Below are 24600 nucleotides of genomic sequence, written 5' to 3' on the forward strand. Positions count from 1 at the left end.
CGTTCGGGGAATGTTCCGGCAAAGCCCGAGCGAGCGCATGACCAGTTCCGATCCGACCCTCCGCCCCGAGCGGCTGCCCGAAGACATGGACCGCGCGCTGCGCCCGCAGTCGCTTGAAGAGTTCGTGGGCCAGGCCGAGGCGCGGGCGAACCTGCGCGTCTTCATCGAGAGCGCCCGGATGCGGGGCGAGGCGATGGACCACACGCTGTTTCACGGCCCGCCCGGTCTCGGCAAGACGACGCTCGCGCAGATCATGGCGCGCGAGCTTGGGGTGGGCTTCCGCATGACCTCGGGGCCGGTGCTGGCCAAGCCCGGTGACCTTGCGGCGATCCTGACCAACCTCGAGCCGCGCGATGTGCTCTTCATCGACGAGATCCACCGCCTCTCGCCCGTGGTCGAGGAGGTGCTCTATCCCGCGCTCGAGGATTTCGCGCTGGATCTGGTGATCGGCGAGGGGCCGGCGGCGCGCACGGTGCGCATCGAGTTGCAGCCCTTCACGCTGGTGGGGGCGACGACGCGGCTCGGCCTGCTGACCACGCCGCTGCGCGACCGTTTCGGCATCCCCACGCGCCTCCAGTTCTACACCGAGGCCGAGTTGACCCTGATCGTGGCGCGGGGCGCGCGGATGATGGGCGTGGACAGCGATCCCGAAGGCACGCAGGAGATCGCCCGGCGCGCGCGCGGGACGCCGCGGATCGCGGGCCGCCTGCTGCGCCGGGTGGTCGATTTCGCGCTGGTCGAGGGCGACGGGCGGCTGACGCAGGCGATCGCCGACCGTGCGCTGACGCGGCTCGGGGTGGATCATCTGGGGCTGGATCTGGGCGACCGCCGCTACCTGAGCCTGATCGCCGAGAATTACGGCGGCGGGCCCGTGGGGATCGAGACCATTGCCGCAGCCCTGTCGGAAAGCCGCGACGCCGTCGAGGAGGTGATCGAGCCCTACCTTCTCCAGCAGGGTCTGATCCAGCGCACGCCGCGCGGCCGGATGCTCGCCCACAAGGCCTGGCGGCACCTCGGGCTGGAGGCGCCGAAGGGGCCGGGGCAGGCGGACCTCTTCGGCTGAGAGCGCGCGCCCGTGGGGGCCCTAGTGCGGGATGGTCTTCGAGAAGAGGTTCACGACCAGCACGCCCGCAAGGATCAGCCCAAGCCCGATGAGGGCGGGCAGGTCCAGCCGCTCGTCATAGACGAGCCAGCCGATGGCCGCGATGAAGACGATGCCCAACCCCGACCAGAGTGCATAGACGACGCCGGTCGGCATCACCTTCAGGGTGACCGACAGGCAGGCAAAGGCGATGCTGTAGCCGACGACGGTGATGACGCTGGGCCAGAGCCGGGTGAACCCGTCCGAACGCGCCAGCGCGGTCGTGGCCACGACCTCGGCGAAGATGGCGAAGACAAGGAAGGCGTAGGTGGTCGCAAGCGGCATGGCTGTCTCCGAGGGGCAAGCCGCCATCCTGTCCGTGCCCGCCGCGTTGTCAATCGCGCAGGACGACCGCGCGTGCCGGCGGTGCCGCCAAGGGTTTCCCGGATACGCTCGCACGCGGCGAGGCCATGCCCGGAAAAGGCCGGTACCCACGCCCGGGCCCCGTTGCCGCTGCCGCTCAAACCGCCTATGTCCCGGCCGGACCGCAGGGGAGGGCAGCCATGACACCGGCCGACATCGAGGCGCTCTTTGCCGCAGCCGACGGCAGCTACCGCTTCGCACGCTGGGGCCGGCCCATCGTGCCCGTCGTCTTCGGCGTCGAGGACACGAGCCTCGCCACGATCAAGGGCGCGATCGAGGCGGTGGTCACGCTGGCCGGTCACCCGATGGCCGAGACCGATCCCGAACTGGGCGTGAACCTGATGATCTTCTTCTTTCGCGACTGGGAGGAGCTGCCGCAGGTGCCGAACCTCGACCGGATGATCCCGGATCTGGCGCCGCTCTGTGCGCGGCTGGCGGCGGCCGGGGCCAACCAGTATCGGCTGTTCCGCTTCGATCCGGCCGGCGCGATCCGCGCGTGCTTCGTCTTCCTGCGGATGGACGAGCATCTGTCGGCCGTTCCGGACGATGCGCTGGCGCTGGGGCAGGCGGTGCAGTCGATGCTGCTCTGGTCGGAGCGCGCCTTCGCCGACCGCTCTCCTCTTGCCGATGCGGACGGGCACCTGATCCTGCGGCCGGAGATCGCGGTCCTGATCCGGGCGGCCTATGATCCGGTCCTGCCGGCGGCGGCGAGCGATCCGAGCCACGCGCTGCGTCTGGCGGCGCGGCTCGGCTGAGGCGTCGTCGGATCAGCGCGCGGCGGCGAGCAGCGGCTCCAGCGCCGCAAGGGCGCGGGCCTGCACCTGCTCGGGCGTGCCCGAGGCGTCGATGACGGCGTGACGCGCGGGGTCGCGCGCGGCCTGCGCCCGGAACGACTGGCGGATGCGCTCGTGAAAGGCGAGGTCGAGGCTCTCGAACCGGCCCTCGTCGATGGCGGAGCCGGTCAGGCGGCGGCGGCTGCGGGCGAGGCCGGTTGCGGCGTCCAGATCGAGGATCAGCGTGAGATCGGGCCAGAGATCGCCGGTCGCTTCCGCATGAAGCGCGCGGATGAAGCTTTCGGACAGGCCGCGGCCGGTGCCCTGATAGGCCAGAGTCGATCCGGCGTAGCGGTCGGACAGCACGACGCTTCCCGCCTCGAGCGCCGGGGCGATCACGCGCCGGACATGCTGCACCCGCGCCGCCGTCATCAGCAGAAGCTCGGCCATCGGATCCCACGCCTCGTCGGCGCCCGCCAGGACGAGGCCGCGGATCGCCTCGCCTTCGGGCGTGCCGCCGGGCTCGCGCGTGACGACCACATCGCGGCCATGCGCCCTCAGACGCGCCGCAAGATGCTGCACGATCCCCGACTTGCCAGAGCCGTCGATCCCCTCGACCGCCAGAAAGAGCCCGCCCTGCGCGCGCATCGGATCGCCCGCTCAGCTCGCCGGCGCCTCCTCCAGAAAGCGGCGGTAGAGCACCTTGGCGGCCGTCATGAGCCGGACCTGCAGCCCGCCGCTTCCGACGCTGCCCTCGGCCACCAGCGGCACGCGCGCATCGGGAAGGTCGGGGACATGGATCACCAGTTCGGCCAGTTCCTGCCCGGCCGCGATCGGGGCCCGCAGCGGGCTGGTGTAGCTCACCTCGGCCGTCACCCCCTCCTGCACCAACGCCGGCAGCAGCAGTGTCACGTCCTCGGCCGGCACCAGCCCCACGCGCGAGGCGTTGCCGAGCCAGACATCGGCCTCGGCCACCCGCTGGCCCTTCTTCACCAGCGTCTTCTGGACGAACTGGCGAAAGGCCCAGTTCACGATCTGCTCGCCTTCCTGCGCGCGATCCGCCTCGGTCGCGAGGCCCGTCAGCACGAAGACGATGCGGCGGCCGTCCTTCTGCACCGCCGAGCCGACAAGCCCGTAGCCCGCCTCCTGCGTGTGGCCGGTCTTGAGCCCGTCCGCTGTCCAGTCGCCATCGGGCCCGAGCCGCAGCAGCGGGTTGCGGTTGTTCGCGTTCGAGGGAACGCGGTCCTTGTAGTTGAACTCGGTGTGGGCGAAATAGGGATAGTATTTCGGGAATTCCTCGATCAGCCGCACGGCAAGGATGCCGAGGTCATGCACGCTCATCCGGTGGCCGGGCTCCGGCCAGCCCGACGAGTTCGTGAAGGTGGAATCGTTCATTCCCAGCGCCTTGGCGCGGACATTCATGGCGCGGGAGAAGTCGCTCTCGGTGCCGTTGAGCCCTTCGGCGACCACCACGCAGGCATCGTTGCCGGAGTTCACCACGATGCCGTGGATCAGGTCTTCCACCGTGGGTCGGTCGCGTTCCTCGACGAACATCTTCGAGCCGCCCATCTGCTTGGCCTTGGTCGAGACGGCGAAGGTCGTGTTCATCGTCACGCGGCCGTCGCGCAGCGCCTCGAACAGCATGTTGAGCGTCATGAGCTTGGACATCGACGCGGGCGGCAGGGGCTCGTGCGCGTTCTTGTCAAGGAGGACCGTCCGGGTGGTCACGTCATAGACCCAGGCGGCGCGGGCGCGCGTGTCGAAGGCCAGCGCGGGCAGAGCGGTGAGCAGGCCGAATGTCAGGGCGAGCAAGAGGCGGGGCAGCGACACGGGTGCGTCCTTTCCTGTCAGCGGGCGAGAAGATAGGCGTCCTGAAAGCCAAGGCCCTTGACCTTGGCCAGCAGGGACGGGGCATCGGCCGGGGTCGCGGGTCCGGCCAGCACGGTCCAGAACGACCGGTCGCCCTGACGGGCTTCGGCGACGCGGGCGTTCACGCCGCCCTCGTTCAGCCGGTCGGACGCCCGTCGGGCATTGTCCGGCTGGCTGAAGGTTCCGACGCGGATGGTGCGGCCGCCGGAAACGGGGGCCGGTGCGGTCACCGTCGCGGCGACGGCCGGTGCGGCCACCGGCGCGGCGACGGCCGGTGCGCTGGCCGCCGGGGTTGCCACGGGCGCGGGCGCGGCGGCACCGGCGGGGGGCGCCTCCTTGCGGCGGAGCGCGGTGACGCGGATCGTGGCCGGTTGTCCCGCAAGCAGCCCCAGCGCCTCGGCCGCATCCGAGGACAGCTGCAGCTTCGGCCCCGGATTCTCGCGCTCGCGCCGGAAGAGGGCGCCCTTGACCGAGCGGCCGTTCGCCGGATTGACCATCAGCACCCGCTCGGGCGTCTTCACGTCCGAGGCGGCGACCCAGATCCCGCCGAGCGAGGGCCGGCCGTCCCACAGGGCCCGGTCGGTGGTCTGGTAGGCCTGGGGCGCCTCGACATCGGCCCCCACGGGGACGCCGGGCGCCGCGACGGCGGGCGATCCCTCGCCGCCGTCCATGCCGGTCGCCTGCCGCATCGTATCGCAGCCCATCAGCGCCAGCCCGGCGGCTGCGGTGAAGATCAGGTTCCGGACGCCCGGATGTGACATTGCTCGCCCCCATCGTGCGCGGGTTCAGTCCGCGTCTCGTGCCGGACCGCCTTGCGGACGGTCTCATGTCCCCGCCGCTTGTCCCTCGCGGCCGCAGCATCATAGCCACGATGGCCGGGGCTGGAAAGGGTGCGGGCCCCGGCTGCCCGGACGGCGGGCGTGGCGCCGCCATCACCTTCCCGTGGGGCAGGCGCCGGTCCGGGCGCGTCGTGCCCGTGGACAGGCGGGGGAGGGCCGATCTAGGCTTCGGGCCGGAAGAAGGCCGGGCGATCCGGCCAGGGTTCAGGAGACGGACGGACCATGACGAGCACTCTCAAGGACATGATGGCCGCGGCCAACGCGGTGGTGGAGCGCATCGATGCCGAGCGGGCGCGGGCGCTTGTCGCGGAGAAAGGGGCCCTGCTGCTCGATATCCGCGACGCGCCCGAGATCGAGAAGACCGGACGCGCGCAGGGATCGCACCACATCCCGCGCGGGATGCTGGAGTTCCGCGCCGACCCGGACTCGCCCTACCATGACGCCGAGCTGCGCAAGGATCGGCCGATCGTGCTGCACTGCGCCTCGGGCGGCAGGGCCGCTCTGGCAGGCAAACTTCTGAAGGACATGGGCTTTTCCGAGGTTTACAACCTCGGCGGCCTCAAGGACTGGATCGAGGGCGGCGGCGCGGTGGACGGCGCGATCGACCCCGGCATGTAGGACAGGGGCGGGCCGCCGCGCCCTGCGGTTGGCGCCAGCCGCCGCCGCGGGGTGCCGCGCGCCGGCCCGCGCAAGCCCGTGCATTTCACGCTTCGCGATTCGCACGCTGCCCGCAAAAGCGGACTTCCGGCTGAGCATTTATTCACCAGCAGGGCGTTCCCTGCGGCCATTTCGCCGGGCGATTGTGCGGGCTCGCCCTTTGTGCGAAGCGGGTCGGCAAGCAGATTGGACTTGCGGCCCCAAAGGGGCGAACATGAATTGTGACAGTACGATGAAGACGGAGGTCTGGTCATGGACATTTCCGCGGAAGGTTCCGACGCAGCGGCCGAGCGCGGCGAGGAGTATCTCACCCTCGACGCCCTGTGCGAGATCGCCAAGCTTCTGACCGGCGCCAGCGACCCGATCGCCCACATGCCCGCGGTCTTCGGCGTGCTCGCCTCTTTCATGGGGCTGAAGCACGGGGCGCTTGCGCTGCTGCAGGAAGGGGCGCCGGGCGAATCGTCCCGCAACGCGCGCCACATCAACCCCTATGTCGTGGCGGCCACGGCCAGCGGAGGGCCCGTGTCCGCGGACTGCCGCGCCATCCCGGCGCAGGCGGCGCGGCATGTCTTTCGCAACGGCGTCTCGCTCGTGTCCTGCGACATCGTCGATGAGTTCGGGGCCGACGCCCTTCCGCCCGGCCTCGAGGACAAGTATCAGGCGCTGATCGCCGTGCCGATCCGGGACCAGGCCAATTCGCCCTTCGTGCTGGGTGTGCTCTGCGCCTACCGCGGCCTCCGGGACAATGGCGCGCGGTTTCTCGACACCGATCTTCGGGTGCTGAACATGGTCGCGGCCGTGCTCGAGCAGTCGATCCGCTTCCGCAGGCTGGTGGCGCGCGATCGCGACCGGATCGTGCAGGAGGCGCGCGAGGCGATCCGCGCGGCGGCCGAAGCCACATCGGCCGCGCCCGCCGAACTGCCGGCGGCCGAACTGGATGGGGTGATCGGCTCCTCGGCCGCGATCCAGCGGGTGATCGGCCAGATCCGCAAGGTTGCGGGCACCCACACGCCCGTCCTGCTGCGGGGCGAGAGCGGCACCGGCAAGGAGGTCTTTGCCCGCGCCCTCCACGCCCTGTCGGACCGGCGCGACCGGCCCTTCATCAAGGTCAACTGCGCGGCGCTGAGCCAGTCGCTGCTGGAATCCGAGCTGTTCGGCCACGAGAAGGGCTCGTTCACCGGGGCGGTGCAGCAGAAGAAGGGCCGGTTCGAGCTGGCCGACGGCGGCACGCTCTTTCTCGACGAGATCGGCGAGATCAGCCTCGAATTCCAGGCCAAGCTCCTGCGCATCCTGCAGGAGGGCGAGTTCGAGCGGGTGGGCGGCTCGCGCACGCTGAAGGTGGACGTGCGGCTTGTGACCGCCACCAACAAGGATCTGGAACGGGCGGTGGCCAACGGCACCTTCCGCGCCGACCTCTATTTCCGCATCTGCGTCGTGCCGATCGTCCTGCCGCCGCTGCGCGAGCGCAAGGAGGACATCGGGCCGCTGGCCCAAGGGCTGCTCGAGCGGTTCAACAAGCGCAACGGCATGAAGAAGCGGCTGCATCCCTCGGCGATCTCGGCGCTGGCCGAGTGCAACTTTCCCGGCAACGTCCGCGAGCTGGAAAACTGCATCGCCCGCGTGGCCGCCCTCTCGCCCGAGTCGGTGATCCACGCCGACGATCTGGCCTGCCACCACGACCACTGCCTCTCGGCCGATCTCTGGCGGCTGCAGACGGGCGGCGCCTCGCCGGTGGGCGGGCTCGCACAGGGGCCGCTGGAATTGCCGGTGCTGGGCAGCCGGCCGCCTGCGCCCGCGGCGCCGGAAGGGGCCGCCGCTCCGCCCGCGTCGCCCGCGCGGCCTGCACCGCTCGACAGCGAGGCGGCCGAGCGCGAGGCGTTGATCGAGGCGATGGAGCGCGCGGGATGGGTGCAGGCCAAGGCCGCCCGGCTGCGCGGCATGACCCCGCGCCAGATCGGCTACGCGCTCAGGAAGCACAACATCCGCGTCGAGAAGTTCTGATACGGCCGCCTGCCGTCGGAACAGGTCGGCTTCCGTCCCGGTGGAAGCCGACCATCCGGTGCGCCGGCTGTGTCGGCTTTGCGACCTTCGCGGGCCGGCGCCGGACAGGGATCCCCTGAAATGCCTGATCTCGGGCGCTTGGCATGGCCCGTGCTTCCCGGAATCCCGACACAGCACAGGCGGAGGCGCGGAACATGGCCAACATCATCTCGCTGGGCGGACTTCAGGTCGCGTCGCGTGACGAGCTTGGGCAGGCGATGGGGGGCGGCTGCACCGCGTCCTCCTGCGGGACCAAGGCGGGACCGGCGGACATGGACCCGGCGATCTGGGCCAAGGTGAAGGATCACCCCTGCTACTCGGAAGAGGCGCACCATTATTTCGCCCGGATGCATGTCTCGGTGGCCCCCGCCTGCAACATCCAGTGCAACTACTGCAACCGCAAGTATGACTGCGCCAACGAAAGCCGCCCCGGCGTCGTGTCCGAACGTCTGACGCCCGAGCAGGCCGCCCGCAAGGTGCTGGCCGTGGCCGCCGAGGTTCCGCAGCTTTCGGTTCTTGGGATCGCGGGGCCGGGCGATGCCGCCTACGACTGGAAGAAGACGAAGGCCACCTTCGATCTGGTCCAGGCCCAGCTTCCCGACATCAAGCTCTGCCTCTCCTCGAACGGTCTCGCCGTGCCGGACCATGTCGAGGAGATCGTGGCCATGAACATCGATCACGTGACGCTGACGATCAACACGCTCGATCCCGAGGTGGGGGCGAAGATCTATCCGTGGGTCTTCTTCCGCGGCAAGCGCCACGAAGGGGTGGAGGGGGCGGCGATCCTCCTCGCCCGCCAGATGGAGGCGCTCGAGATGCTGGTCGCGCGCGGCGTGCTGGTGAAGGTCAATTCCGTCCTCATCCCCGGCATCAACGAGGCGGGCATGGTCGAGCTGAACCGGATCGTGAAGGCCAAGGGCGCCTTCCTGCACAACATCATGCCCCTGATCTCGGATCCGGCGCACGGCACCCATTTCGGCCTCACCGGCCAGCGCGGTCCGACCGCGGCCGAGCTGCGGGCGGTGCAGGACCAGTGCGGCGACGGGGCCAACCTGATGAAGCACTGCCGCCAGTGCCGCGCGGACGCCGTGGGGATGCTGGGCGAGGATCGCGGGCAGGAATTCACGCTGGACAAGCTGCCCGAGACGATCGCCGAGGATGGCGAGGAAAAGCGCGCGGCCTACCGCGACTGGGTCGCCCGCGAGCGCGCCGACCGGCGGGCCGCGGCCGAGGCCGCTCAGGCCGAGGCCGCCTTCGTGGCCGCGCCTCCGCTTCTCGTCGGGGTCTGCACCAAGGGCGGCGGGCGCATCAACCAGCATTTCGGCCACGCGACCGAGTTCCAGATCTACGAGGTCGATGCTGCGGGTGTCCGCTTCGTCACCCACCGCCGGGCCGACAACTACTGCGTCGGCGGCCACGGCGAGGGCGACCGGCTGTCCGAGATCATCCGCACGCTCGAGGGGGTGCCGGTCGTGCTCTGCGCCCGCATCGGTGAGGCGCCGCGCGCGAAGATGGCCGAGGTCGGGATCGAGGTCATCGACGCCTGCGCGATGGACTACATCGAGACCGCGTTGCTCGACCTCTATGCCGAGCGTCACCGCACCCCCGAGGCGGGCGCGCTCATCGCCTGAGAAGAGAGGCCGCCCATGTCCTACCGGATCGTCACGCCGCAATGCACCGCCTGCGGGGCCTGCGAGATCGAATGCCCCAGCTCGGCCATCGGCTTCACGGGGGCGGCCTACAGCATCGACGCCGCCCTCTGCACCGAATGCGCGGGACGGTTCGAGACGCCGCAATGCGCCTCGGTCTGTCCGGTGCCCCAGACCTGCGTGCCGGCCTGATGCCCGAGGGACCCGAGCCCCTCGACTGGCAGGGTGCCGCGATCGACTGCGGCGCCTGCCGCCACGCCGCGCGCCTGCCGCAGGGCCTCTGCGGCCCGGCATGGGCCTGCGTGAACGACCGCTACGCGCGGCGGATCGAGCGGTTCTTCCTGCTCGGCCCCGAGCTGGCCGACGCCTTCCTGACCCATCCCTATTTCGAGGTCCGGGCGCAGGCCGCGCGGCGCGCGAACCTGTTCCGGCTGCCGCACCTGCTCGAGGATCCCGATCCGTCCGTCCGGGCCGTGGCGATCCTGCGGCTGCCGCCGGCGCAGGCCCGCCGGCTGATCGCCGATCCCGACCGGGCGGTGCGGATCGCGGTGGCCCATCGGCTGCCGCCGGCCGACCTGCATCTGATGATGCGCGACGAGGATCCGGCCGTGCGGCTCGTGATCGTCCGGCGCGCCGAGGCGGGGACGCTGCCCGTTCTCGCCCATGATCCCGATCCCGAGATCCGCCGGGCCGTGGCGCGGCGCGTGGATCCCGCCTGGCTCATCCACTTCAGCGGCGACCCCGAGCCGCTGGTGCGCCGCGCCGCCGCCGAACGGATCGAGCCCGCCCATCTCGGCGCCTTTGCGAGCGATCCCGACCTGCGGGTGCGTCATGCGGTGGCCGAACGTGCGCCCCGGCCCGTCGCGCTCCGCCTGGCCGAGGACGAAGACCCCCTGATCCGCGAGACCGCGCTCCTGCGGCTCGCCCAGCTGCGCGAGGAAAGCGATGCCTGAACCGGACGATACCGTCGAGATCTACGCGCCCCCGCTGTTCGAGCCCGGCGAGAAGGTGCAGTCGCGCTTCACCGTCAAGAACGACGGCACCATGTGGGACGCCGAACTGGGCGAGGTCGTCGTCCACAAGGGCGACGTGGGCTATGTGCGCGACATCGGCACCTACCTGCAACGCTACTACATCTATGCGGTCGAGTTTGTCGGACGCCAACGCATCGTGGGCATGCGCGGGCGCGAGCTGATCGGCCTCGACATCCAGCAGGAGGGATCCCGATGAAGGTGATGATCAGCGAAGGCGCGAAGGGCTTCGTGGCCTATGTGGCCAGGAAGGACCTCGAGGAGCCGGTGGTGGCGACGGAGAAGCCCGGCATGTGGGGCGGCTGGGCGAGGCTCGGCAACGGCTGGATCTTCCAGATGCCCGCCTACGACACGCCCCCCGCGCTGCCGATCACGGTCGAGGCGCGTCGCCTCACGGACATGGAGGACTGAGCCCATGACGCGCGAGATGCTGCGGGTCGCTCTCGAGGCGGTGGGGCAGGGGCGGGTCGTGCCCTATCTCGGCGCCGGGGTCGCGGCACTCGGCGGGGCTCTCGCCTCGCCCGCGGCGCTCTCGGCCCGGATCGAGGCGGAGGTGCGGGTGCCGAAACGGGCGCAGGGCAACCTCTGGGCCGCGGCGCAGTTCGTCGAGACGCGCCGCTTCCGCGCCACGCTCGAAAAGATGGTGGTCGCGGCCTTCGCTCCGCCTCCCGGGACGAACCCGATCCACGACTGGCTCGCCCTCGTGCGCCCGCCGATGGTGATCGACGCCTGGTATGATCCGGGCCTCGTCCGCCGCTTCCGCGAGGGCCCCGCCGACTGGGGCCTCGTCCACGGAGTCAGCCGCAACGGAGAATGGGCCGAGATCTGGCATCGCACCTACGGCCCCGACGACAGCCCGCTCCCCCAGGGGGCCGATCCGGGCTGGCGCACGCTCCTCTACAAGCCGCACGGCGTGGCGGTTCCCGGACATTCCTTCCTCGTCTCCGACAGCGACTATGTCGAGGTCCTGACCGAGATCGACATCCAGAGCCCGATCCCCGAGGAGGTGCGGAGCCGCCGCACCGGCCGCGGCTTCCTGTTCCTCGGCTGCCGGTTCGACGACCAGCTCCTGCGCACCTACGCCCGCCAGATCGCGAAACGCTCCGGACAGGGGCATGTGGCGGTGATCGAGGGCCCGCTCACCCGCATGGAGCGGCTGTTCCTCGAGGAACTCGCCATCGAGCGCATCGACCTGCCGCTCGAGGCCGTGGTCGAGGAGTTGAAGACCCTGGGCGCGCCCGCCGCCTGAACCGCCGCGGCGCGGGCCTTCCCGGGTCGCGCCCGACGGCCGTCCCCCCGCGCGCGGGAAGGCCCGCGCCGCACACGCCAACCACCCCCTAAAACCGAGGCCCGTGCGCCTCTCGAGCCGCCATCCGGCCCCGCGCCGCGCGCGCCCGCTGTCGGCCCCCTCCATGCCCTTCTTTCATTCTGGCTCAAATATCCCGCGGGGTCCGGGGGCGCGCAGCCCCCGGCTTCGCCTCCGTTCGCGCTGCGCCTTCCCTCCTGCCCCCGAGCCCCGGGGATCCGCCATTGTCGGGGAATTGTCGGATTTCGCACAAGGCGCAGCCGCCGCCCCCCTGCGCGGCCTTCCTTTGCCAACCTTCGGAAAATAATAGCAAATACCGGATTTCGCCCGCTTGGCACGGCGGCTGCTTTTCCGATGTCGAGACCGGCGGGCACCGCCGCCTTCACCAGAGACACCCTTTCGAAGAAGGACATGAACATGGGAAAACTCCGGCAGATCGCATTCTACGGCAAGGGCGGGATCGGCAAGTCGACGACCTCGCAGAACACGCTCGCGGCGCTGGTCGAGATGGGTCAGAAGATCCTCATCGTCGGCTGCGACCCCAAGGCTGACTCCACCCGCCTGATCCTGAACACCAAGCTCCAGGACACCGTGCTGCATCTGGCGGCCGAAGCGGGCTCCGTCGAGGATCTGGAACTCGAGGATGTGGTCAAGATCGGCTACAAGGGCATCAAATGCACCGAGGCCGGTGGCCCCGAGCCGGGCGTCGGCTGCGCCGGCCGCGGCGTGATCACCGCCATCAACTTCCTGGAAGAGAACGGCGCCTATGACGACGTGGACTATGTGTCCTACGACGTTCTGGGCGACGTGGTCTGCGGCGGCTTCGCCATGCCGATCCGCGAGAACAAGGCCCAGGAAATCTACATCGTCATGTCGGGCGAGATGATGGCGCTCTACGCCGCCAACAACATTGCCAAGGGCATCCTGAAATACGCCAACTCGGGCGGTGTCCGTCTCGGCGGCCTGATCTGCAACGAGCGCAAGACCGACCGCGAACTGGAACTGGCCGAGGCGCTGGCCGCCAAGCTCGGCTGCAAGATGATCCACTTCGTCCCGCGCGACAATATCGTGCAGCACGCCGAACTCCGCCGCGAGACGGTGATCCAGTATGCGCCCGAGAGCAAGCAGGCCAACGAATACCGCGAACTGGCCCGCAAGATCCACGAGAACTCGGGCAAGGGCGTGATCCCGACCCCGATCACCATGGAAGAGCTGGAAGAGATGCTGATGGATTTCGGCATCATGCAGTCCGAGGAAGACCGGCTCGCCGCCATCGCCGCCGCCGAGGCCTGATCCGATCGGGGGCCGGGCGCTGCCCGGTCCCTTCCCCTCCCTGCCGAATGGAGCCCGCCCCATGGCGAAAGACATTGCAGATTCTGCGGAAGCCAACATGAAGCTGATCGAGGAGGTGCTTGCCGCCTATCCCGACAAGGCCAAGAAGAAACGCGCCAAGCACCTTGGCGTCGCCGAGACGATTGCCGATGCCGAGCCCGGCATCCAGTCGAAATGCGACACCGTGAAGTCGAACATCAAGTCGGTTCCCGGCGTGATGACCATCCGTGGCTGCGCCTACGCCGGCTCGAAAGGCGTGGTCTGGGGGCCGGTCAAGGACATGCTGCACATCAGCCACGGTCCGGTGGGCTGCGGCCACTACAGCTGGTCCCAGCGCCGCAACTACTACACCGGCACCACGGGCATCGACAGCTTCGTGACCATGCAGGTCACCACCGACTTCCAGGAAAACGACATCGTCTTCGGCGGTGACAAGAAGCTGGAAAAGACCATCGACGAGCTGAACACGCTCTTCCCGCTGAACAAGGGCATCTCGATCCAGTCCGAATGCCCGATCGGCCTGATCGGCGACGACATCGAGGCGGTGTCGAAGAAGAAGGCCAAGGACATCGGCAAGCGCGTGATCCCGGTGCGCTGCGAGGGCTTCCGCGGCGTGTCGCAGTCGCTCGGCCACCATATCGCGAACGACATGATCCGCGACTGGGTGCTCGAGGCGGGCGAGGGCGCGCGGGCGGGTTTCGAGGCCGGCCCCTATGATGTCAACATCATCGGCGACTACAACATCGGCGGCGACGCCTGGTCGAGCCGGATCCTCCTGGAAGAGATCGGCCTGAACGTCATCGCGCAATGGTCGGGCGACGCCACGATTGCCGAGATGGAGCGGGCGCCGGCGGCCAAGCTGAACCTGATCCACTGCTACCGCTCCATGAGCTACATCTGCCGGCACATGGAAGAGAAGCACGGCGTTCCGTGGATGGAGTACAACTTCTTCGGGCCGAGCCAGATCGCCGCGTCCCTGCGCGCCATCGCGGCGAAGTTCGACGCCACCATCCAGGCCAATGCCGAGGCGGTGATCGCGAAATACCAGCCGCTCGTCGATGCGGTGAACGCGAAATACAAGCCGCGCCTCGAAGGCAAGAAGGTGATGCTCTATGTCGGCGGCCTGCGTCCGCGCCACGTCGTCGATGCCTACCACGACCTCGGCATGGAGATCGTCGGCACCGGCTACGAGTTCGCCCACAACGACGACTACAAGCGCACCGGCCACTACATCAAGGAAGGCACGCTGATCTACGACGACGTCTCGGGCTACGAGCTGGAGAAGTTCGTCGAGGCGATCCGCCCGGATCTGGTCGGCTCGGGCATCAAGGAGAAGTACAACACGCAGAAGATGGGCATCCCGTTCCGTCAGATGCACTCGTGGGACTACTCCGGCCCCTACCACGGCTACGACGGCTACGCGATCTTCGCGCGCGACATGGATCTTGCGATCAACAACCCGGTCTGGGGCATGTTCGACGCGCCCTGGAAGAAGTCGGCCTGAGCCGAAGCCGGGGGGCCTGCTCCCGCCCCCCGGACCCCCTCCCATTCTCAGCTCGCGGTGCGTCCCGGAATGAGGACGGCCAGCAGAAGGACACTTCCCATGCCCCAATCCGCCGAGAACATTCTCGATCACAAGGATCTGTTCAAGGAACCCGAATACCAGGCGATGCTGGAGAAGAAGCGCGCCACCTACGAGAACGCGACCCCGGCCGAGAAGGTCGAGGAAGTCGCCGACTGGACGAAGTCCTGGGACTACCGCGAGAAGAACCTCGCCCGCTCCTGCGTCACGATCAACCCGGCCAAGGCCTGCCAGCCGCTCGGCGCCGTCTTCGCCGCCGCGGGCTATGACAGCACCATGAGCTTCGTGCACGGCTCGCAGGGATGCGTGGCCTACTACCGCTCGCACCTCGCCCGCCACTTCAAGGAGCCCTCGTCGGCGGTCTCGTCCTCGATGACCGAGGATGCGGCGGTGTTCGGCGGCCTGAACAACATGATCGAGGGCCTGGCCAACACCTACGCGCTCTACAGCCCGAAGATGATCGCGGTGTCCACCACCTGCATGGCCGAAGTCATTGGCGACGACCTGAACTCCTTCATCCTGAAGTCGAAGGAAAAGGAAAGCGTCCCGGCCGACTTCCCGGTGCCCTTCGCCCACACCCCGGCCTTCGTGGGCAGCCACGTCGATGGCTACGACAACATGCAGAAGGGCATCCTGTCCTGCTTCTGGAAGGACGCGCCCCGCACCGCCGGCGAGGGGATCAACATCATCCCCGGCTTCGATGGCTATGTGGTCGGCAACATCCGCGAGATGAAGCGGATGCTGGGCCTGATGGGCGTCGAGGCGACCGTTCTGGGCGATGCCTCGGATGTCTATGACACGCCCTCGGACGGCGAGTTCCGCATGTATGCCGGCGGCACCACGCAGGAGGAGATCAAGGCGGGCCTGAACGCCAAGGCCACCATTTCGCTGCAGGAATATTGCACCCGCAAGACGCTCGCCTTCTGCGAGGAAGTCGGGCAGCAGACCGCCTCGTTCCACTATCCGATGGGTGTGCAGGCCACCGACGAGTTCCTGATGAAGGTCGCCGAGCTGACCGGCAAGGAAATCCCGGAACAGCTGCGGCTGGAGCGTGGCCGTCTGATCGACGCCATGGCCGACAGCCAGGCTTATCTGCACGGCAAGACCTACGCGATCTACGGCGACCCGGACTTCGTCTATGCGATGGCCCGTTTTGTGATTGAGATGGGCGGCGAGCCGAAGCACTGCCTCGCCACCAACGGCGGCAAGGACTGGGAAGCGCAAATGACGGCGCTGCTGGCCTCGTCGCCCTTCGGCGAAGGCTGCCAGGTCTGGGCGGGCAAGGACCTGTGGCACCTGCGCTCGATCCTTGCGACCGAGCCTGCGGACCTGCTGATCGGCAACAGCTATGGCAAGTATCTGGAGAAGGACTGCAACATCCCGCTGATCCGCCTGACCTTCCCGATCTTCGACCGTCACCACCACCACCGCTTCCCGACCTTCGGCTATCAGGGCGCGATCGGGGTGCTGGTGAAGATCCTCGACACGATCTTCGACAAGCTCGACACGGAATCGGACATCTCGTTCGACCTGACCCGCTGAGCCCCGCGCGGCGCGCCTTCGGGTGCCCGTGCCAGCCAGGCGCAGACCGGCCGGTGCCCCGCACCGGCCGTTTCTGTTCCGGGGTCGTGTCCGGGATGCGACATGCGTGTCCGGCAGGGGACAAGCCGTGGCGCAGGACGCTGCTTTCGCATCGGTGGTTCTCGCCGCAGCGCGGGATTTCCCTTCCCGTCCAGCGCCCTCCTGCCGTTTCCGCAACCTGGCACGCTGCGTGCTTTCCCCTTCGGTGACGGGACAGGAGCCGCGCATGTCGGAAGCCTTGAAGCAGAAGATCCAGGACGCCTTTCACGAGCCCGGCTGCGCGACCAACGCCGCCAAGCCCGAGGCCGAGCGCAAGAAGGGCTGCGCCAAGCAGCTCACCCCCGGCGCCGCGGCGGGCGGCTGCGCCTTCGACGGCGCGATGATCGCGCTGCAGCCGATCACCGACGTGGCGCATCTGGTCCATGCCCCGCTCGCCTGCTGGGGCAACGGCTGGGACAACCGCGGCTCGGCCTCGTCGGGGTCGGAGCTGTATCGCAAGGGCTTCACCACCGACCTGACCGAACTCGACATCGTGATGGGCAACGGCGAGAAGAAGCTCTACCGCGCCATCCGCGAGGTGATCGCGCAGGAGAACCCGGCCGCGGTCTTCGTCTATGCCACCTGCGTGACCGCGCTGATCGGGGATGACATCGGCGCCGTCTGCAAGGCCGCCACCGAACGGTTCGGGCGGCCGGTGATCCCGGTCAACGTGCCGGGCTATGTCGGCTCGAAGAACCTCGGCAACAAGCTGGGCGTGGATGCGCTGGTCGAGCATGTGGTGGGCACGATGGAGCCCGCCGAGCCGGGCCTGACCGACATCAACATCATCGGCGACTTCAACCTGTCGGGCGAGCTCTGGCAGGTGAAGCCGCTGCTCGACCGGCTGGGCATCCGCATCCTTGGCTCGATCTCGGGCGATGCGCGCTATGCGCAGGTGGCGATGATGCACCGCGCGCGGGTGACGATGCTGGTCTGCTCGCACGCCTTCATGGCCATCGCCCGCAAGCTGGAGGAACGCCACGGCATCCCGTGGTTCGAGGGCAGCTTCTACGGCATCTCCGACACCTCCGCCGCGCTGCGCACCCTGTGCCGGATGCTGGTGGAGCGCGGCGCCCCCGCAGACCTTCTTCCCCGCTGCGAGGCCCTCATCGCCGAGGAAGAGGCGCGGACCCGGGCGGAGCTTGCTCCCCTCCGCCCGCGGGTCGGGGGGCGCCGCGTGCTTCTCTACACCGGCGGGCACAAGACCTGGTCGGTGGTCTCGGCCCTGCAGGAACTGGGGATCGAGGTGGTCGGCACCTCGATGCGCAAGGCGACCGACGGCGACCGCGGGCGCGTCACCGAGATCATGGGCACCGACGCCCACATGTATGAGAACATGGCGCCGGCCGAGATGTATCGCCTGCTGCGCGAGGCGCGGGCCGACGTGCTGATGTCGGGCGGGCGGTCGCAGTTCGTGGCGCTGAAGGCGCGCGTGCCCTGGATCGACGTGAACCAGGAAAAGCACGAACCCTACGCCGGTTACATGGGCATGGTCGAACTGGTCCGCGCCATCGACCGCGCGGTGAACAACCCGATGTGGGCCGACCTGCGGGAGCCCGCGCCGTGGGAGGTGCCGGCCTGCGAGGCTCCCGACGCACCTTTCGTGCTGGCCTCCGTGCCCGGCTCGAAAGCCGATTTCGAGGATTGCTGATGGCCCGCCTGATCCACCCCGACCGCGCGCTCTCCACCAACCCGTTGAAGGTCTCGGCCCCGCTGGGCGCGGCAATGGCCTACCTCGGCATCGAGGGCGCCATCCCGCTCTTTCACGGCGCGCAGGGCTGCACGGCCTTTGCCATGGTCCACATGGTCCGCCACTTCAAGGAGGCGATCCCGCTTCAGACCACCGCGATGAACGAGGTCTCCGCGATCCTCGGCGGCGGCGAGCAGATCGAGGAGGCGATCGAGAACATCCGCAAGCGCGCGAAGCCCGCCTTCATCGGCATCGCCTCGACCGCGCTGGTCGAGACGCGGGGCGAGGACGTGGCGGGCGAACTGCGCGAGATGCTGCGCCGGCGGACCGACTTTGCCGATACGGCGGTGGTCTATGCCGCGACGCCCGACTTCGCCGGCGGGCTCGAGGAGGGCTGGGCCCGCGCGGTCGAGGCGATCATCGACGCGCTGGTGGTCGAGGTGCCGCGGCGCGTGCGGCAGGTGAACCTGCTGCCGGGCGCGAACATGACCGCCGCCGACATCGAGGAGGTGGCGGGCATGATCCGCGCCTTCGGCCTGACGCCGGTGATCCTGCCCGACCTGTCCCTGTCGCTCGACGGCCATCTGGCCGAGGACTGGCGCGGCCATTCGCTGGGCGGCACGCGGCTGGCCGACATCGCCACGATGGGCGGCTCGGTCGCGACGCTGGCCATCGGCGAGGCGATGCGCCCGGCGGCGGACAGGCTCGCGGCCTTGGGCGTGCCGGCGCATGTCTTTCCCTCGCTCACCGGCCTCAAGGCCGTGGATGCCTTCGTGGCGACCCTGATGCGGCTCTCGGGGGCCGAGGTTCCGGCCAGCCTTCGGCGCGACCGGGCGCGGCTGTCGGACGCGATGCTGGACGCGCATTTCCACATCGGCGGCCTCAGGGTCGCCATGGGGCTGGAGCCCGACCTCGGCTTCGCCCTCGGCACGACGCTGGCCGCGATGGGGGCCGAACTGACCTGCGTCACCACCACCGCCACCGCCGCGGCCGAGAGGCTGCCGGTGGCCGAGGTGGCGGTGGGCGATCTGGGCGATCTGGAGCGGGCGGCCGAGCGTGACGGCTGTCAACTTCTGCTCACGCACGCCCACGGCCGCATGATGGCCGAGCGGCTCGGCCTGCCGCATGTCCGCGCGGGCTTTCCGATCTTCGACCGGCTGGGGGCGATGGATGCCTGCCGGACCGGCTATCGCGGCACCCGCGCCTTCCTGTTCGAGGTGGCCAACGCCGTCCTTTCGCACCCGCACCGGCCGCGCCCGGAGGATTTCGGCGCCGCCCGCATCTCCCCGGAGTTCGACCATGCCACCCCGCCGCCTTCGCATCATTGAACCGGAGCCCACCATGACCGACCCGGCCGACACGCCCCTCAGGATCGCCATCGCCTCGAACGACCTCGAACATCTCGACGCGCATTTCGGCTCGTGCCGGAGTTTCGCGATCTGGGAAGTTTCCGCGAAAAGCGCCCGTTTTGTGGAAGCGATCGAGTTCGACGCCACCACCGATCAGGGCGGCAAGCATGACGACAGCGCCGACCGCATCACGCCGAAGGTGGAGGCGTTGGCGGGCTGCGCGCTGCTGTTCGTGCTGGCCATCGGCGGGCCGGCGGCGGCCAAGGTGGTGCGCGCCGGCGTCCACCCGATCAAGCGCAAGGACCCCGAGCCGATCACCGACGTGATCGGGCAGGTCCAGACCATGCTGAACGGCAACATCCCGCCCTTCCTGCGCAAGGTGCTCGGCCGACCCGCCGCCAGCTTCATCGGGGAGGATGTCTGATGACCGAGACCGCAACCCTTCCGCGCGGGGGCCTCTATCCGGCGAGCGACTATCTCGACCAGCTCGCCTCGATCGTCCGGGCGCAGGACAGCTACGGCCACTGGGACGGCAAGAGCGACGCCGAGCTGCTGGCGGACTACATCCTCACCCCCGAGGAACGCCGCGAGATGCCGATCATCAGCGACCCCGAACCCGAGACCATCGCCCGGATCGAGAAGTTCTATGACGCCGTGGGCCTCCTGGTGGAAAAGCGCACGGGCGTCATGGCCGGCCAGATGGCGAAGTTCCACCACGAGGGCTTTGGCCGGGTGGTGCTGATCGGCGGCAGCCTCGTGCTGATCTCGAAGCACATGCGCGACGTGCATCGCTTCGGCTTTGCCACCTACGAAAAGCTGGCCGAGGCGGGCGAGAAGCTGACGGCCGATGCCGTGAGGAAGATCGAAACCCATCCCGAGGCCGCCCGCGACTGAACGGCCCGCCTGCCGTTCCGGCCCGCACGGCCTCGAACCCATCCCGGCGCCCAGACCGCGCCCAGACAGGAGACAACCTTGTTCATTACCGCTTACACCCGGGGCGGGGTCGAATACACGCCCAGGTTCCTGACCGCCATCGACATCGAGAAATGCATCGGCTGCGGCCGCTGCTACAAGGTCTGCGGCCGGGACGTGATGACGCTCCGCGGCGTCAACGAGGACGGCGATCTGGTCGAATGTTCGGACGACGAGGATGACGATGACGACGAGATCCTCCGCAAGGTGATGATCATGGTCAACCCGGATGCCTGTGTCGGCTGCGGCGCCTGCAACCGGGTCTGCCCCAAGGATTGCCAGACCCATGAACCAGTGGAGCGCTGACCTCTTCGAGGACCACGACGCCGACCGGGCGGATTTCGCCGCGATCCTCGCCCATGCCCTGCGCGATCATGCGCGGGGCCGGGGTGAGCTGACCGACCTTCTGGGGCTCGAGCCTGCCGCGCTGCAGGCTCTGGTCGCGCGCTGGTGCCCCGGCCTTGCGCTGCCGTCGCTGTTGCCGTTGTCGCCCGTCCCGCTCGAGCAGGCGGACATTGCGACGCTGCTGCTGTGGCGCGGGGGGCGCGGGGGCGACGAGGCGCGCTGGCTGGCGGCGATCCTCGCCCGGCGGTCGCTGGAGCCGAGCCACCTGTGGGAGGATCTGGGCCTGCCGTCGCGCGCCCATCTGGGGGGGCTGATCGCGCGGCATTTCCCGCGTCTCCATGCCGCCAACACCCGCAACATGCGGTGGAAACGCTTCTTCTACCGCCAGATCTGCAGCGACAATGGCGGTGCGATGTGCCTTGCGCCGCATTGCGACGACTGCGCGGAAAAACCCCTCTGCTTCGGCCCTGACACCGACTGACGCCGGCCGGCTTAACCTCTGTCGCAAACCCGTCATTGTCGCGTTCCGATCAGGACCTCTTCGTGCCGGGGTGGTGCGGCAAGTCTCTGACGGAAGGGCGTTTCCAGACTTGGCATGGTGCGTGCTTCTACCTGGTCGGGAGCCTCGCGACATGCAGGAGAGTTCGGATGATCCAGATTACCCCCGCCGCCCAAGCCGCCATCAGGGGAGCCATCGAAGGCTCTGGCCAGCCCGTCATCGGCCTTCGACTCATGGTGCAATCCGGTGGATGTGCCGGACTGAAATACGGCATGTCGCTGGAGCTGAAGGAGGCCGAGGACGATCTCGTGGTCGAGGCCGAGGGGGTGCGGGTGCTGATCGACCCGCAGAGCGGCGAGTATCTCAAGGGCGCCACCATCGACTTCGTGACCTCGATCGAGGGCACGGGCTTCGTGTTCGACAATCCCAACGCCCAGGGTGGCTGCGGTTGCGGCAAGTCCTTCTGCTGAGGTGATGGGATGCTCGACTTTTCGGAAAAGGCGCTCGACCATTTCTACAATCCGCGCAACGCAGGTCCGCTCGAGGCGGCCAATGCCGTGGGAAGCGCGGGCTCGCTGGAGGGCGGCGACGCGATCCGGCTGATGCTGCGGATCGAGGCCGGCGTGGTGGCCGAGGCCCGCTTTCAGGCGTTCGGCGGGGAAGAGATCGTCTGCTGTTCGGCCCTGACGGTGATGGTGACGGGGCTTGGCCTCGAGGCGGCGCGGGGGCTGAGCGTCGATGCCCTCGACGCGGCTTTGGGCGGGCTGGGGGCACGGCGGCGGGCGGCGGAGCTTGCCTGGACGGCGCTGCAGATGGCGCTCTGCCAGTTCGAGGGGCGGAGCTTCGAGCCGCCCCAAGCCGCTCCGGCCCCAGCGGCGGCGGTGAAGCTTCTGGCGCCCCGGCATGAATCCAAGCCGCGCACGGTCCGGGACGTGCCGCTGTCGCCCGACGAGGAGGCCCGGCTGATCGCGGAGGTGATTGAGACCGTCCGCCCGCGGCTGCGGGCAGACGGAGGCGATGTGACGCTGCTTGCGGTCGACGGATCGAAGGTGCGGGTCCATCTGACGGGCGCCTGTTCGGGCTGCCAGCTGGCGGCGCTCACGCTGGGCGGGCTGCAGAAGCGCCTGGCCGATGCGCTCGGCCGCCCGATCCGGGTGATCCCCGAAGAGAAACGCGCGCTGGTCGCCATCGCGGGGGCGCGGTGATGGAGCGGATCTACCTCGACAACAACGCGACCACGCGGCTTGCGCCCGAGGTGCTCGAGGCGATGCTGCCCTTCCTGACCGACGAGTTCGGCAATCCTTCGTCGCTTCACGCGCTGGGGCGTGGGCCCGCGCGCGCCCTGTCGGCGGCGCGGCGCGCGGTGCAGGAGCTGGTGGGGGCCGAGGTCGAGAGCGAGATCCTCTTCACCTCCGGCGGCACCGAGGCCGACACGACCGCGATCCGCTCGGCGCTGGCCGCCGATCCGGCCCGGCGCGAGATCGTGGCCTCGACGGTCGAACATGCCGCCGTGCTCGCGCTCTGCGAGCAGCTCGAACGGCATGAGGGCGTCACCGTCCACCGCATTCCGGTGGATGGTGACGGCCGGCTCGACATCGACGCCTATCGCGCGGCGCTGTCGCCGCGGGTGGCGCTGGTCACGCTCATGTGGGCCAACAACGAGACCGGCACCGTCTTTCCGGTCGAGGGGCTGGCCGAGCTGGCGCATCGGGAGGGGGCGCTCTTTCACACCGATGCGGTGCAGGCCGCGGGCAAGGTGCCGGTCGCGCTGCGCGGGACCGATATCGACATGCTCTCGATCAGCGCGCACAAGTTCCACGGGCCCAAGGGCGTGGGCGCGCTCTGGCTGCGCAAGGGCGTGCCGTTCCAGCCCCTGATCCGCGGCGGCAAGCAGGAGCGCGGGCGTCGGGCCGGGACCGAGAACATCCCCGGCATCGTGGGCCTTGGCCGCGCGGCCGAGCTGGCGCAGTCGGTGGACCACGGCGGAATGCGTCTGCTGCGCGACCGGCTGGAGCAGGGGATCCTCGCCCGCATCCCGAAGGTGCGCGTGCTGGGCGACCCGCTGGATCGTCTGCCCAACACCTCGTGCCTTGCCTTCGAGCTGGCCGAGGGCGAGGCGATCCTGATGCTGCTGGACCGCGCAGGGATCTGCGTCTCGTCGGGGGCGGCCTGCGCCTCGGGCGCGATGGAGCCGAGCCATGTCATCCGCGCGATGAAGGTGCCCTTCACGGCCGCCCACGGGGCGATCCGCTTCTCGCTCTCGCGCGGGACGACGGCGGCCGAGATTGACCGCGTCCTCGAGGCGCTGCCGCCGATCGTGGCGCAGCTGCGCGCGCTCTCTCCCTTCACGGCCGAGGAGGTGCGGTGATGTCGCGACAACAGTCCGCGGCCAGCTTCCTGACCCAGAGCCCGCTGGCCCCGGTCGCGCTCTGCGACACCACCCTGCGCGACGGCGAGCAGACGGCGGGCGTGGCCTTCTCCCGCGCCGAAAAGCGCGCGATCGCCGAGGCGCTGCAGGCCGCCGGCGTGGCCGAGATCGAGCTGGGCGTGCCCGCGATGGGCGAGGACGAGCGGGCCGACATCCGCGCGGTGGCGGCGGTGCTCAAGGGGGCGGCGCCCGTGGTCTGGTGCCGGCTGCGCGCCGAGGATCTGGCCGCCGCGCAGCGCACGGGGGTCGTGCGGCTCCATATCGGCGTGCCGACCTCCGAGCGGCAGATCACGGCCAAGCTTGGCAAGGACGCGGCCTGGGTGCGCGACAAGGTGGAAAAGCTGGTCCGCGCCGCTTCCTGGGCCGGGCACAAGGTCTCGGTGGGCGCCGAGGATGCCTCGCGCGCCGATCCGTTCTTCCTGGCCGAGATCGCCCATGTCGCGGCCGAGGCCGGCGCCATCCGCTTCCGCATCTCGGACACGCTGGGCGTGCTCGACCCGTTCGCGACCCATGATCTCGTGAGCCGGGTGGTGACGCGCTGTCCGCTGCCGGTCGAGTTCCACGGCCACAACGATCTGGGCATGGCCACGGCCAACAGCCTCGCGGCCGCCCGCGCGGGGGCCACGCATCTGTCGGTGACGGTGAACGGTCTGGGCGAGCGGGCCGGCAACGCCGCGCTTGAGGAGGTGGCGGCCGCGCTCGAGGCGTCGGGCCGGGCCACGGGGATCGCGCTCGGCCAGCTCTGCGGGCTCTCGGACCTTGTCGCCCGTGCCTCGGGCCGGCCCGTGCCGCTGCAGAAGCCGATCGTGGGCGAGGGGGTCTTCACCCACGAGAGCGGCATCCATGTCGATGGGCTGTTGAAGGACCGCGCCATCTACGAAAGCGCGGCCCTGCGCCCCGAGCGGTTCGGCCGCAGTCACCGGATCGCCATCGGCAAGCATTCCTCGGTGTCGGGCCTTGCGCGGGCTCTCGCGGATGCGGGCCTGCCCGCGGACGCGGCGACGCTCGGCGCGCTCTTGCCCGCGCTGCGCGACTGGGCGGCCGAGGCCAAGCGCGCGGCCACGGCCGACGATCTGGCGGCGCTGCTCGCCAGCCTCACGGAAACCACCTGATGG

Annotated in this window: 27 protein-coding genes; 23 read left to right on the forward strand and 4 right to left on the reverse strand. The window is 69.4% G+C overall.

The window, feature by feature from the left end; genetic code table 11:
• Nucleotides 1-37 precede the first annotated feature (37 nt).
• Nucleotides 38-1063, forward strand: a complete 1026-nt coding sequence (gene ruvB / locus LV780_RS05805; protein ID WP_108220830.1) for a Holliday junction branch migration DNA helicase RuvB — start codon at nt 38-40, stop codon at nt 1061-1063.
• Nucleotides 1064-1084: 21 nt separating this feature from the next.
• Here ruvB and LV780_RS05810 read toward each other — a convergent pair whose 3' ends face one another.
• Entirely contained in the window at nt 1085-1426 is a 342-nt protein-coding gene (locus LV780_RS05810; RefSeq protein WP_101340717.1) for an SMR family transporter, read from the reverse strand.
• 218 nt (nt 1427-1644) lie between these two features.
• On the opposite strand from LV780_RS05810, the gene LV780_RS05815 reads away from it, so the two are divergent.
• Nucleotides 1645-2259, forward strand: coding sequence for a hypothetical protein (locus LV780_RS05815; protein WP_108220754.1), 615 nt, complete (start codon nt 1645-1647; stop codon nt 2257-2259).
• 12 nt (nt 2260-2271) lie between these two features.
• Here the strand turns inward: LV780_RS05815 and tmk are convergent, their stop codons facing one another.
• From tmk to LV780_RS05830, 3 genes are read right to left on the reverse strand one after another with little or no spacing between them, the layout of a single operon-like run.
• Nucleotides 2272-2925, reverse strand: coding sequence for a dTMP kinase (tmk, locus tag LV780_RS05820; RefSeq protein ID WP_108220753.1), 654 nt, complete (start codon nt 2923-2925; stop codon nt 2272-2274).
• Nucleotides 2926-2937: 12 nt separating this feature from the next.
• Nucleotides 2938-4107, reverse strand: coding sequence for a D-alanyl-D-alanine carboxypeptidase family protein (locus LV780_RS05825; protein WP_108220752.1), 1170 nt, complete (start codon nt 4105-4107; stop codon nt 2938-2940).
• 17 nt (nt 4108-4124) lie between these two features.
• A complete protein-coding gene (locus LV780_RS05830) occupies nt 4125-4907 on the reverse strand; it encodes an SPOR domain-containing protein (RefSeq protein ID WP_108220751.1) in 783 nt (260 codons plus the stop codon).
• A 300-nt stretch (nt 4908-5207) separates the two neighbouring features.
• On the opposite strand from LV780_RS05830, the gene LV780_RS05835 reads away from it, so the two are divergent.
• From LV780_RS05835 to nifV, 21 genes are all read left to right on the forward strand, one after another.
• Nucleotides 5208-5603: a rhodanese-like domain-containing protein gene (locus tag LV780_RS05835; RefSeq protein ID WP_011908277.1), complete on the forward strand. Its 396-nt coding sequence runs from the start codon at nt 5208-5210 to the stop codon at nt 5601-5603.
• A gap of 291 nt (nt 5604-5894) precedes the next feature.
• Nucleotides 5895-7643: a nif-specific transcriptional activator NifA gene (gene nifA, locus LV780_RS05840; RefSeq protein WP_108220750.1), complete on the forward strand. Its 1749-nt coding sequence runs from the start codon at nt 5895-5897 to the stop codon at nt 7641-7643.
• Nucleotides 7644-7837: 194 nt separating this feature from the next.
• The gene (gene nifB, locus LV780_RS05845) at nt 7838-9313 is read left to right on the forward strand and encodes a nitrogenase cofactor biosynthesis protein NifB (RefSeq protein WP_108220749.1); all 1476 of its coding nucleotides are present in this window, start codon (nt 7838-7840) and stop codon (nt 9311-9313) included.
• A gap of 15 nt (nt 9314-9328) precedes the next feature.
• Nucleotides 9329-9523, forward strand: a complete 195-nt coding sequence (locus LV780_RS05850) for a 4Fe-4S binding protein (protein WP_044247961.1) — start codon at nt 9329-9331, stop codon at nt 9521-9523.
• Nucleotides 9523-10284, forward strand: coding sequence for a 4Fe4S-binding leucine-rich repeat protein (locus tag LV780_RS05855; RefSeq protein WP_108220748.1), 762 nt, complete (start codon nt 9523-9525; stop codon nt 10282-10284). The genes LV780_RS05850 and LV780_RS05855 overlap by 1 nt, the downstream gene beginning before the upstream one ends.
• Nucleotides 10277-10561 (forward strand): nitrogen fixation protein NifZ, encoded by a 285-nt coding sequence (locus LV780_RS05860; RefSeq protein WP_011908281.1) that lies wholly within the window; start codon nt 10277-10279, stop codon nt 10559-10561. The genes LV780_RS05855 and LV780_RS05860 overlap by 8 nt, the downstream gene beginning before the upstream one ends.
• Nucleotides 10558-10773, forward strand: coding sequence for a putative nitrogen fixation protein NifT (nifT, locus tag LV780_RS05865; protein WP_011908282.1), 216 nt, complete (start codon nt 10558-10560; stop codon nt 10771-10773). Before LV780_RS05860 ends, nifT begins: the two co-directional genes overlap by 4 nt.
• Nucleotides 10774-10777: 4 nt before the next feature.
• Nucleotides 10778-11611 (forward strand): SIR2 family NAD-dependent protein deacylase, encoded by an 834-nt coding sequence (locus LV780_RS05870; protein ID WP_101340835.1) that lies wholly within the window; start codon nt 10778-10780, stop codon nt 11609-11611.
• A 474-nt stretch (nt 11612-12085) separates the two neighbouring features.
• Nucleotides 12086-12961, forward strand: coding sequence for a nitrogenase iron protein (gene nifH / locus LV780_RS05875; RefSeq protein ID WP_044248637.1), 876 nt, complete (start codon nt 12086-12088; stop codon nt 12959-12961).
• 61 nt (nt 12962-13022) lie between these two features.
• A complete protein-coding gene (gene nifD / locus LV780_RS05880) occupies nt 13023-14504 on the forward strand; it encodes a nitrogenase molybdenum-iron protein alpha chain (protein WP_117344950.1) in 1482 nt (493 codons plus the stop codon).
• Nucleotides 14505-14603: 99 nt separating this feature from the next.
• Entirely contained in the window at nt 14604-16124 is a 1521-nt protein-coding gene (gene nifK, locus LV780_RS05885; protein WP_117344951.1) for a nitrogenase molybdenum-iron protein subunit beta, read from the forward strand.
• A 265-nt stretch (nt 16125-16389) separates the two neighbouring features.
• Nucleotides 16390-17853, forward strand: a complete 1464-nt coding sequence (gene nifE, locus LV780_RS05890; protein ID WP_108220746.1) for a nitrogenase iron-molybdenum cofactor biosynthesis protein NifE — start codon at nt 16390-16392, stop codon at nt 17851-17853.
• Nucleotides 17853-19220 carry a nitrogenase iron-molybdenum cofactor biosynthesis protein NifN gene (gene nifN / locus LV780_RS05895; protein WP_101340831.1) on the forward strand — a complete coding sequence of 456 codons (1368 nt, stop codon included), beginning with the start codon at nt 17853-17855 and terminating at the stop codon, nt 19218-19220. The genes nifE and nifN overlap by 1 nt, the downstream gene beginning before the upstream one ends.
• 13 nt (nt 19221-19233) lie before the next feature.
• Nucleotides 19234-19665, forward strand: coding sequence for a nitrogen fixation protein NifX (gene nifX / locus LV780_RS05900; RefSeq protein WP_181318482.1), 432 nt, complete (start codon nt 19234-19236; stop codon nt 19663-19665).
• Nucleotides 19665-20135, forward strand: a complete 471-nt coding sequence (locus LV780_RS05905; protein WP_108220744.1) for a NifX-associated nitrogen fixation protein — start codon at nt 19665-19667, stop codon at nt 20133-20135. The genes nifX and LV780_RS05905 overlap by 1 nt, the downstream gene beginning before the upstream one ends.
• 78 nt (nt 20136-20213) lie before the next feature.
• The gene (gene fdxB, locus LV780_RS05910; RefSeq protein ID WP_011908291.1) at nt 20214-20519 is read left to right on the forward strand and encodes a ferredoxin III, nif-specific; all 306 of its coding nucleotides are present in this window, start codon (nt 20214-20216) and stop codon (nt 20517-20519) included.
• Nucleotides 20500-21039 (forward strand): nitrogen fixation protein NifQ, encoded by a 540-nt coding sequence (locus tag LV780_RS05915; protein WP_108220743.1) that lies wholly within the window; start codon nt 20500-20502, stop codon nt 21037-21039. The genes fdxB and LV780_RS05915 overlap by 20 nt, the downstream gene beginning before the upstream one ends.
• Nucleotides 21040-21206: 167 nt before the next feature.
• The gene (locus tag LV780_RS05920; RefSeq protein WP_011908293.1) at nt 21207-21527 is read left to right on the forward strand and encodes a HesB/IscA family protein; all 321 of its coding nucleotides are present in this window, start codon (nt 21207-21209) and stop codon (nt 21525-21527) included.
• A 9-nt stretch (nt 21528-21536) separates the two neighbouring features.
• Nucleotides 21537-22262: an iron-sulfur cluster assembly scaffold protein gene (locus LV780_RS05925; RefSeq protein WP_108220742.1), complete on the forward strand. Its 726-nt coding sequence runs from the start codon at nt 21537-21539 to the stop codon at nt 22260-22262.
• Entirely contained in the window at nt 22262-23425 is a 1164-nt protein-coding gene (nifS, locus tag LV780_RS05930; RefSeq protein WP_181318481.1) for a cysteine desulfurase NifS, read from the forward strand. The genes LV780_RS05925 and nifS overlap by 1 nt, the downstream gene beginning before the upstream one ends.
• Nucleotides 23425-24597 (forward strand): homocitrate synthase, encoded by a 1173-nt coding sequence (gene nifV, locus LV780_RS05935; RefSeq protein ID WP_108220740.1) that lies wholly within the window; start codon nt 23425-23427, stop codon nt 24595-24597. Before nifS ends, nifV begins: the two co-directional genes overlap by 1 nt.
• The last annotated feature ends 3 nt before the right edge of the window (nt 24598-24600 follow it).

Origin of the sequence: Cereibacter azotoformans (genome assembly GCF_021391315.1) — a bacterium.
Classification (GTDB): Bacteria; Pseudomonadota; Alphaproteobacteria; order Rhodobacterales; family Rhodobacteraceae; genus Cereibacter_A; species Cereibacter_A azotoformans.

What these genes read in the sequence shown, in the direction of transcription:
- LV780_RS05905 (WP_108220744.1), top strand. Translation starts at nt 19,665, where the DNA reads ATGACCGAGACCGCAACCCTTCCGCGCGGGGGCCTCTATCCGGCGAGC.
- nifK (WP_117344951.1), top strand. Translation starts at nt 14,604, where the DNA reads ATGCCCCAATCCGCCGAGAACATTCTCGATCACAAGGATCTGTTCAAG.
- ruvB (WP_108220830.1), top strand. Translation starts at nt 38, where the DNA reads ATGACCAGTTCCGATCCGACCCTCCGCCCCGAGCGGCTGCCCGAAGAC.
- nifE (WP_108220746.1), top strand. Translation starts at nt 16,390, where the DNA reads ATGTCGGAAGCCTTGAAGCAGAAGATCCAGGACGCCTTTCACGAGCCC.
- nifA (WP_108220750.1), top strand. Translation starts at nt 5,895, where the DNA reads ATGGACATTTCCGCGGAAGGTTCCGACGCAGCGGCCGAGCGCGGCGAG.
- LV780_RS05835 (WP_011908277.1), top strand. Translation starts at nt 5,208, where the DNA reads ATGACGAGCACTCTCAAGGACATGATGGCCGCGGCCAACGCGGTGGTG.
- nifX (WP_181318482.1), top strand. Translation starts at nt 19,234, where the DNA reads ATGACCGACCCGGCCGACACGCCCCTCAGGATCGCCATCGCCTCGAAC.
- LV780_RS05925 (WP_108220742.1), top strand. Translation starts at nt 21,537, where the DNA reads ATGCTCGACTTTTCGGAAAAGGCGCTCGACCATTTCTACAATCCGCGC.
- nifH (WP_044248637.1), top strand. Translation starts at nt 12,086, where the DNA reads ATGGGAAAACTCCGGCAGATCGCATTCTACGGCAAGGGCGGGATCGGC.
- LV780_RS05830 (WP_108220751.1), bottom strand. Translation starts at nt 4,907, where the DNA reads ATGTCACATCCGGGCGTCCGGAACCTGATCTTCACCGCAGCCGCCGGG.
- nifD (WP_117344950.1), top strand. Translation starts at nt 13,023, where the DNA reads ATGGCGAAAGACATTGCAGATTCTGCGGAAGCCAACATGAAGCTGATC.
- LV780_RS05850 (WP_044247961.1), top strand. Translation starts at nt 9,329, where the DNA reads ATGTCCTACCGGATCGTCACGCCGCAATGCACCGCCTGCGGGGCCTGC.
- LV780_RS05920 (WP_011908293.1), top strand. Translation starts at nt 21,207, where the DNA reads ATGATCCAGATTACCCCCGCCGCCCAAGCCGCCATCAGGGGAGCCATC.
- LV780_RS05870 (WP_101340835.1), top strand. Translation starts at nt 10,778, where the DNA reads ATGACGCGCGAGATGCTGCGGGTCGCTCTCGAGGCGGTGGGGCAGGGG.
- LV780_RS05810 (WP_101340717.1), bottom strand. Translation starts at nt 1,426, where the DNA reads ATGCCGCTTGCGACCACCTACGCCTTCCTTGTCTTCGCCATCTTCGCC.
- nifS (WP_181318481.1), top strand. Translation starts at nt 22,262, where the DNA reads ATGGAGCGGATCTACCTCGACAACAACGCGACCACGCGGCTTGCGCCC.
- LV780_RS05815 (WP_108220754.1), top strand. Translation starts at nt 1,645, where the DNA reads ATGACACCGGCCGACATCGAGGCGCTCTTTGCCGCAGCCGACGGCAGC.
- nifB (WP_108220749.1), top strand. Translation starts at nt 7,838, where the DNA reads ATGGCCAACATCATCTCGCTGGGCGGACTTCAGGTCGCGTCGCGTGAC.
- nifT (WP_011908282.1), top strand. Translation starts at nt 10,558, where the DNA reads ATGAAGGTGATGATCAGCGAAGGCGCGAAGGGCTTCGTGGCCTATGTG.
- nifV (WP_108220740.1), top strand. Translation starts at nt 23,425, where the DNA reads ATGTCGCGACAACAGTCCGCGGCCAGCTTCCTGACCCAGAGCCCGCTG.
- nifN (WP_101340831.1), top strand. Translation starts at nt 17,853, where the DNA reads ATGGCCCGCCTGATCCACCCCGACCGCGCGCTCTCCACCAACCCGTTG.
- LV780_RS05860 (WP_011908281.1), top strand. Translation starts at nt 10,277, where the DNA reads ATGCCTGAACCGGACGATACCGTCGAGATCTACGCGCCCCCGCTGTTC.
- tmk (WP_108220753.1), bottom strand. Translation starts at nt 2,925, where the DNA reads ATGCGCGCGCAGGGCGGGCTCTTTCTGGCGGTCGAGGGGATCGACGGC.
- LV780_RS05855 (WP_108220748.1), top strand. Translation starts at nt 9,523, where the DNA reads ATGCCCGAGGGACCCGAGCCCCTCGACTGGCAGGGTGCCGCGATCGAC.
- LV780_RS05915 (WP_108220743.1), top strand. Translation starts at nt 20,500, where the DNA reads ATGAACCAGTGGAGCGCTGACCTCTTCGAGGACCACGACGCCGACCGG.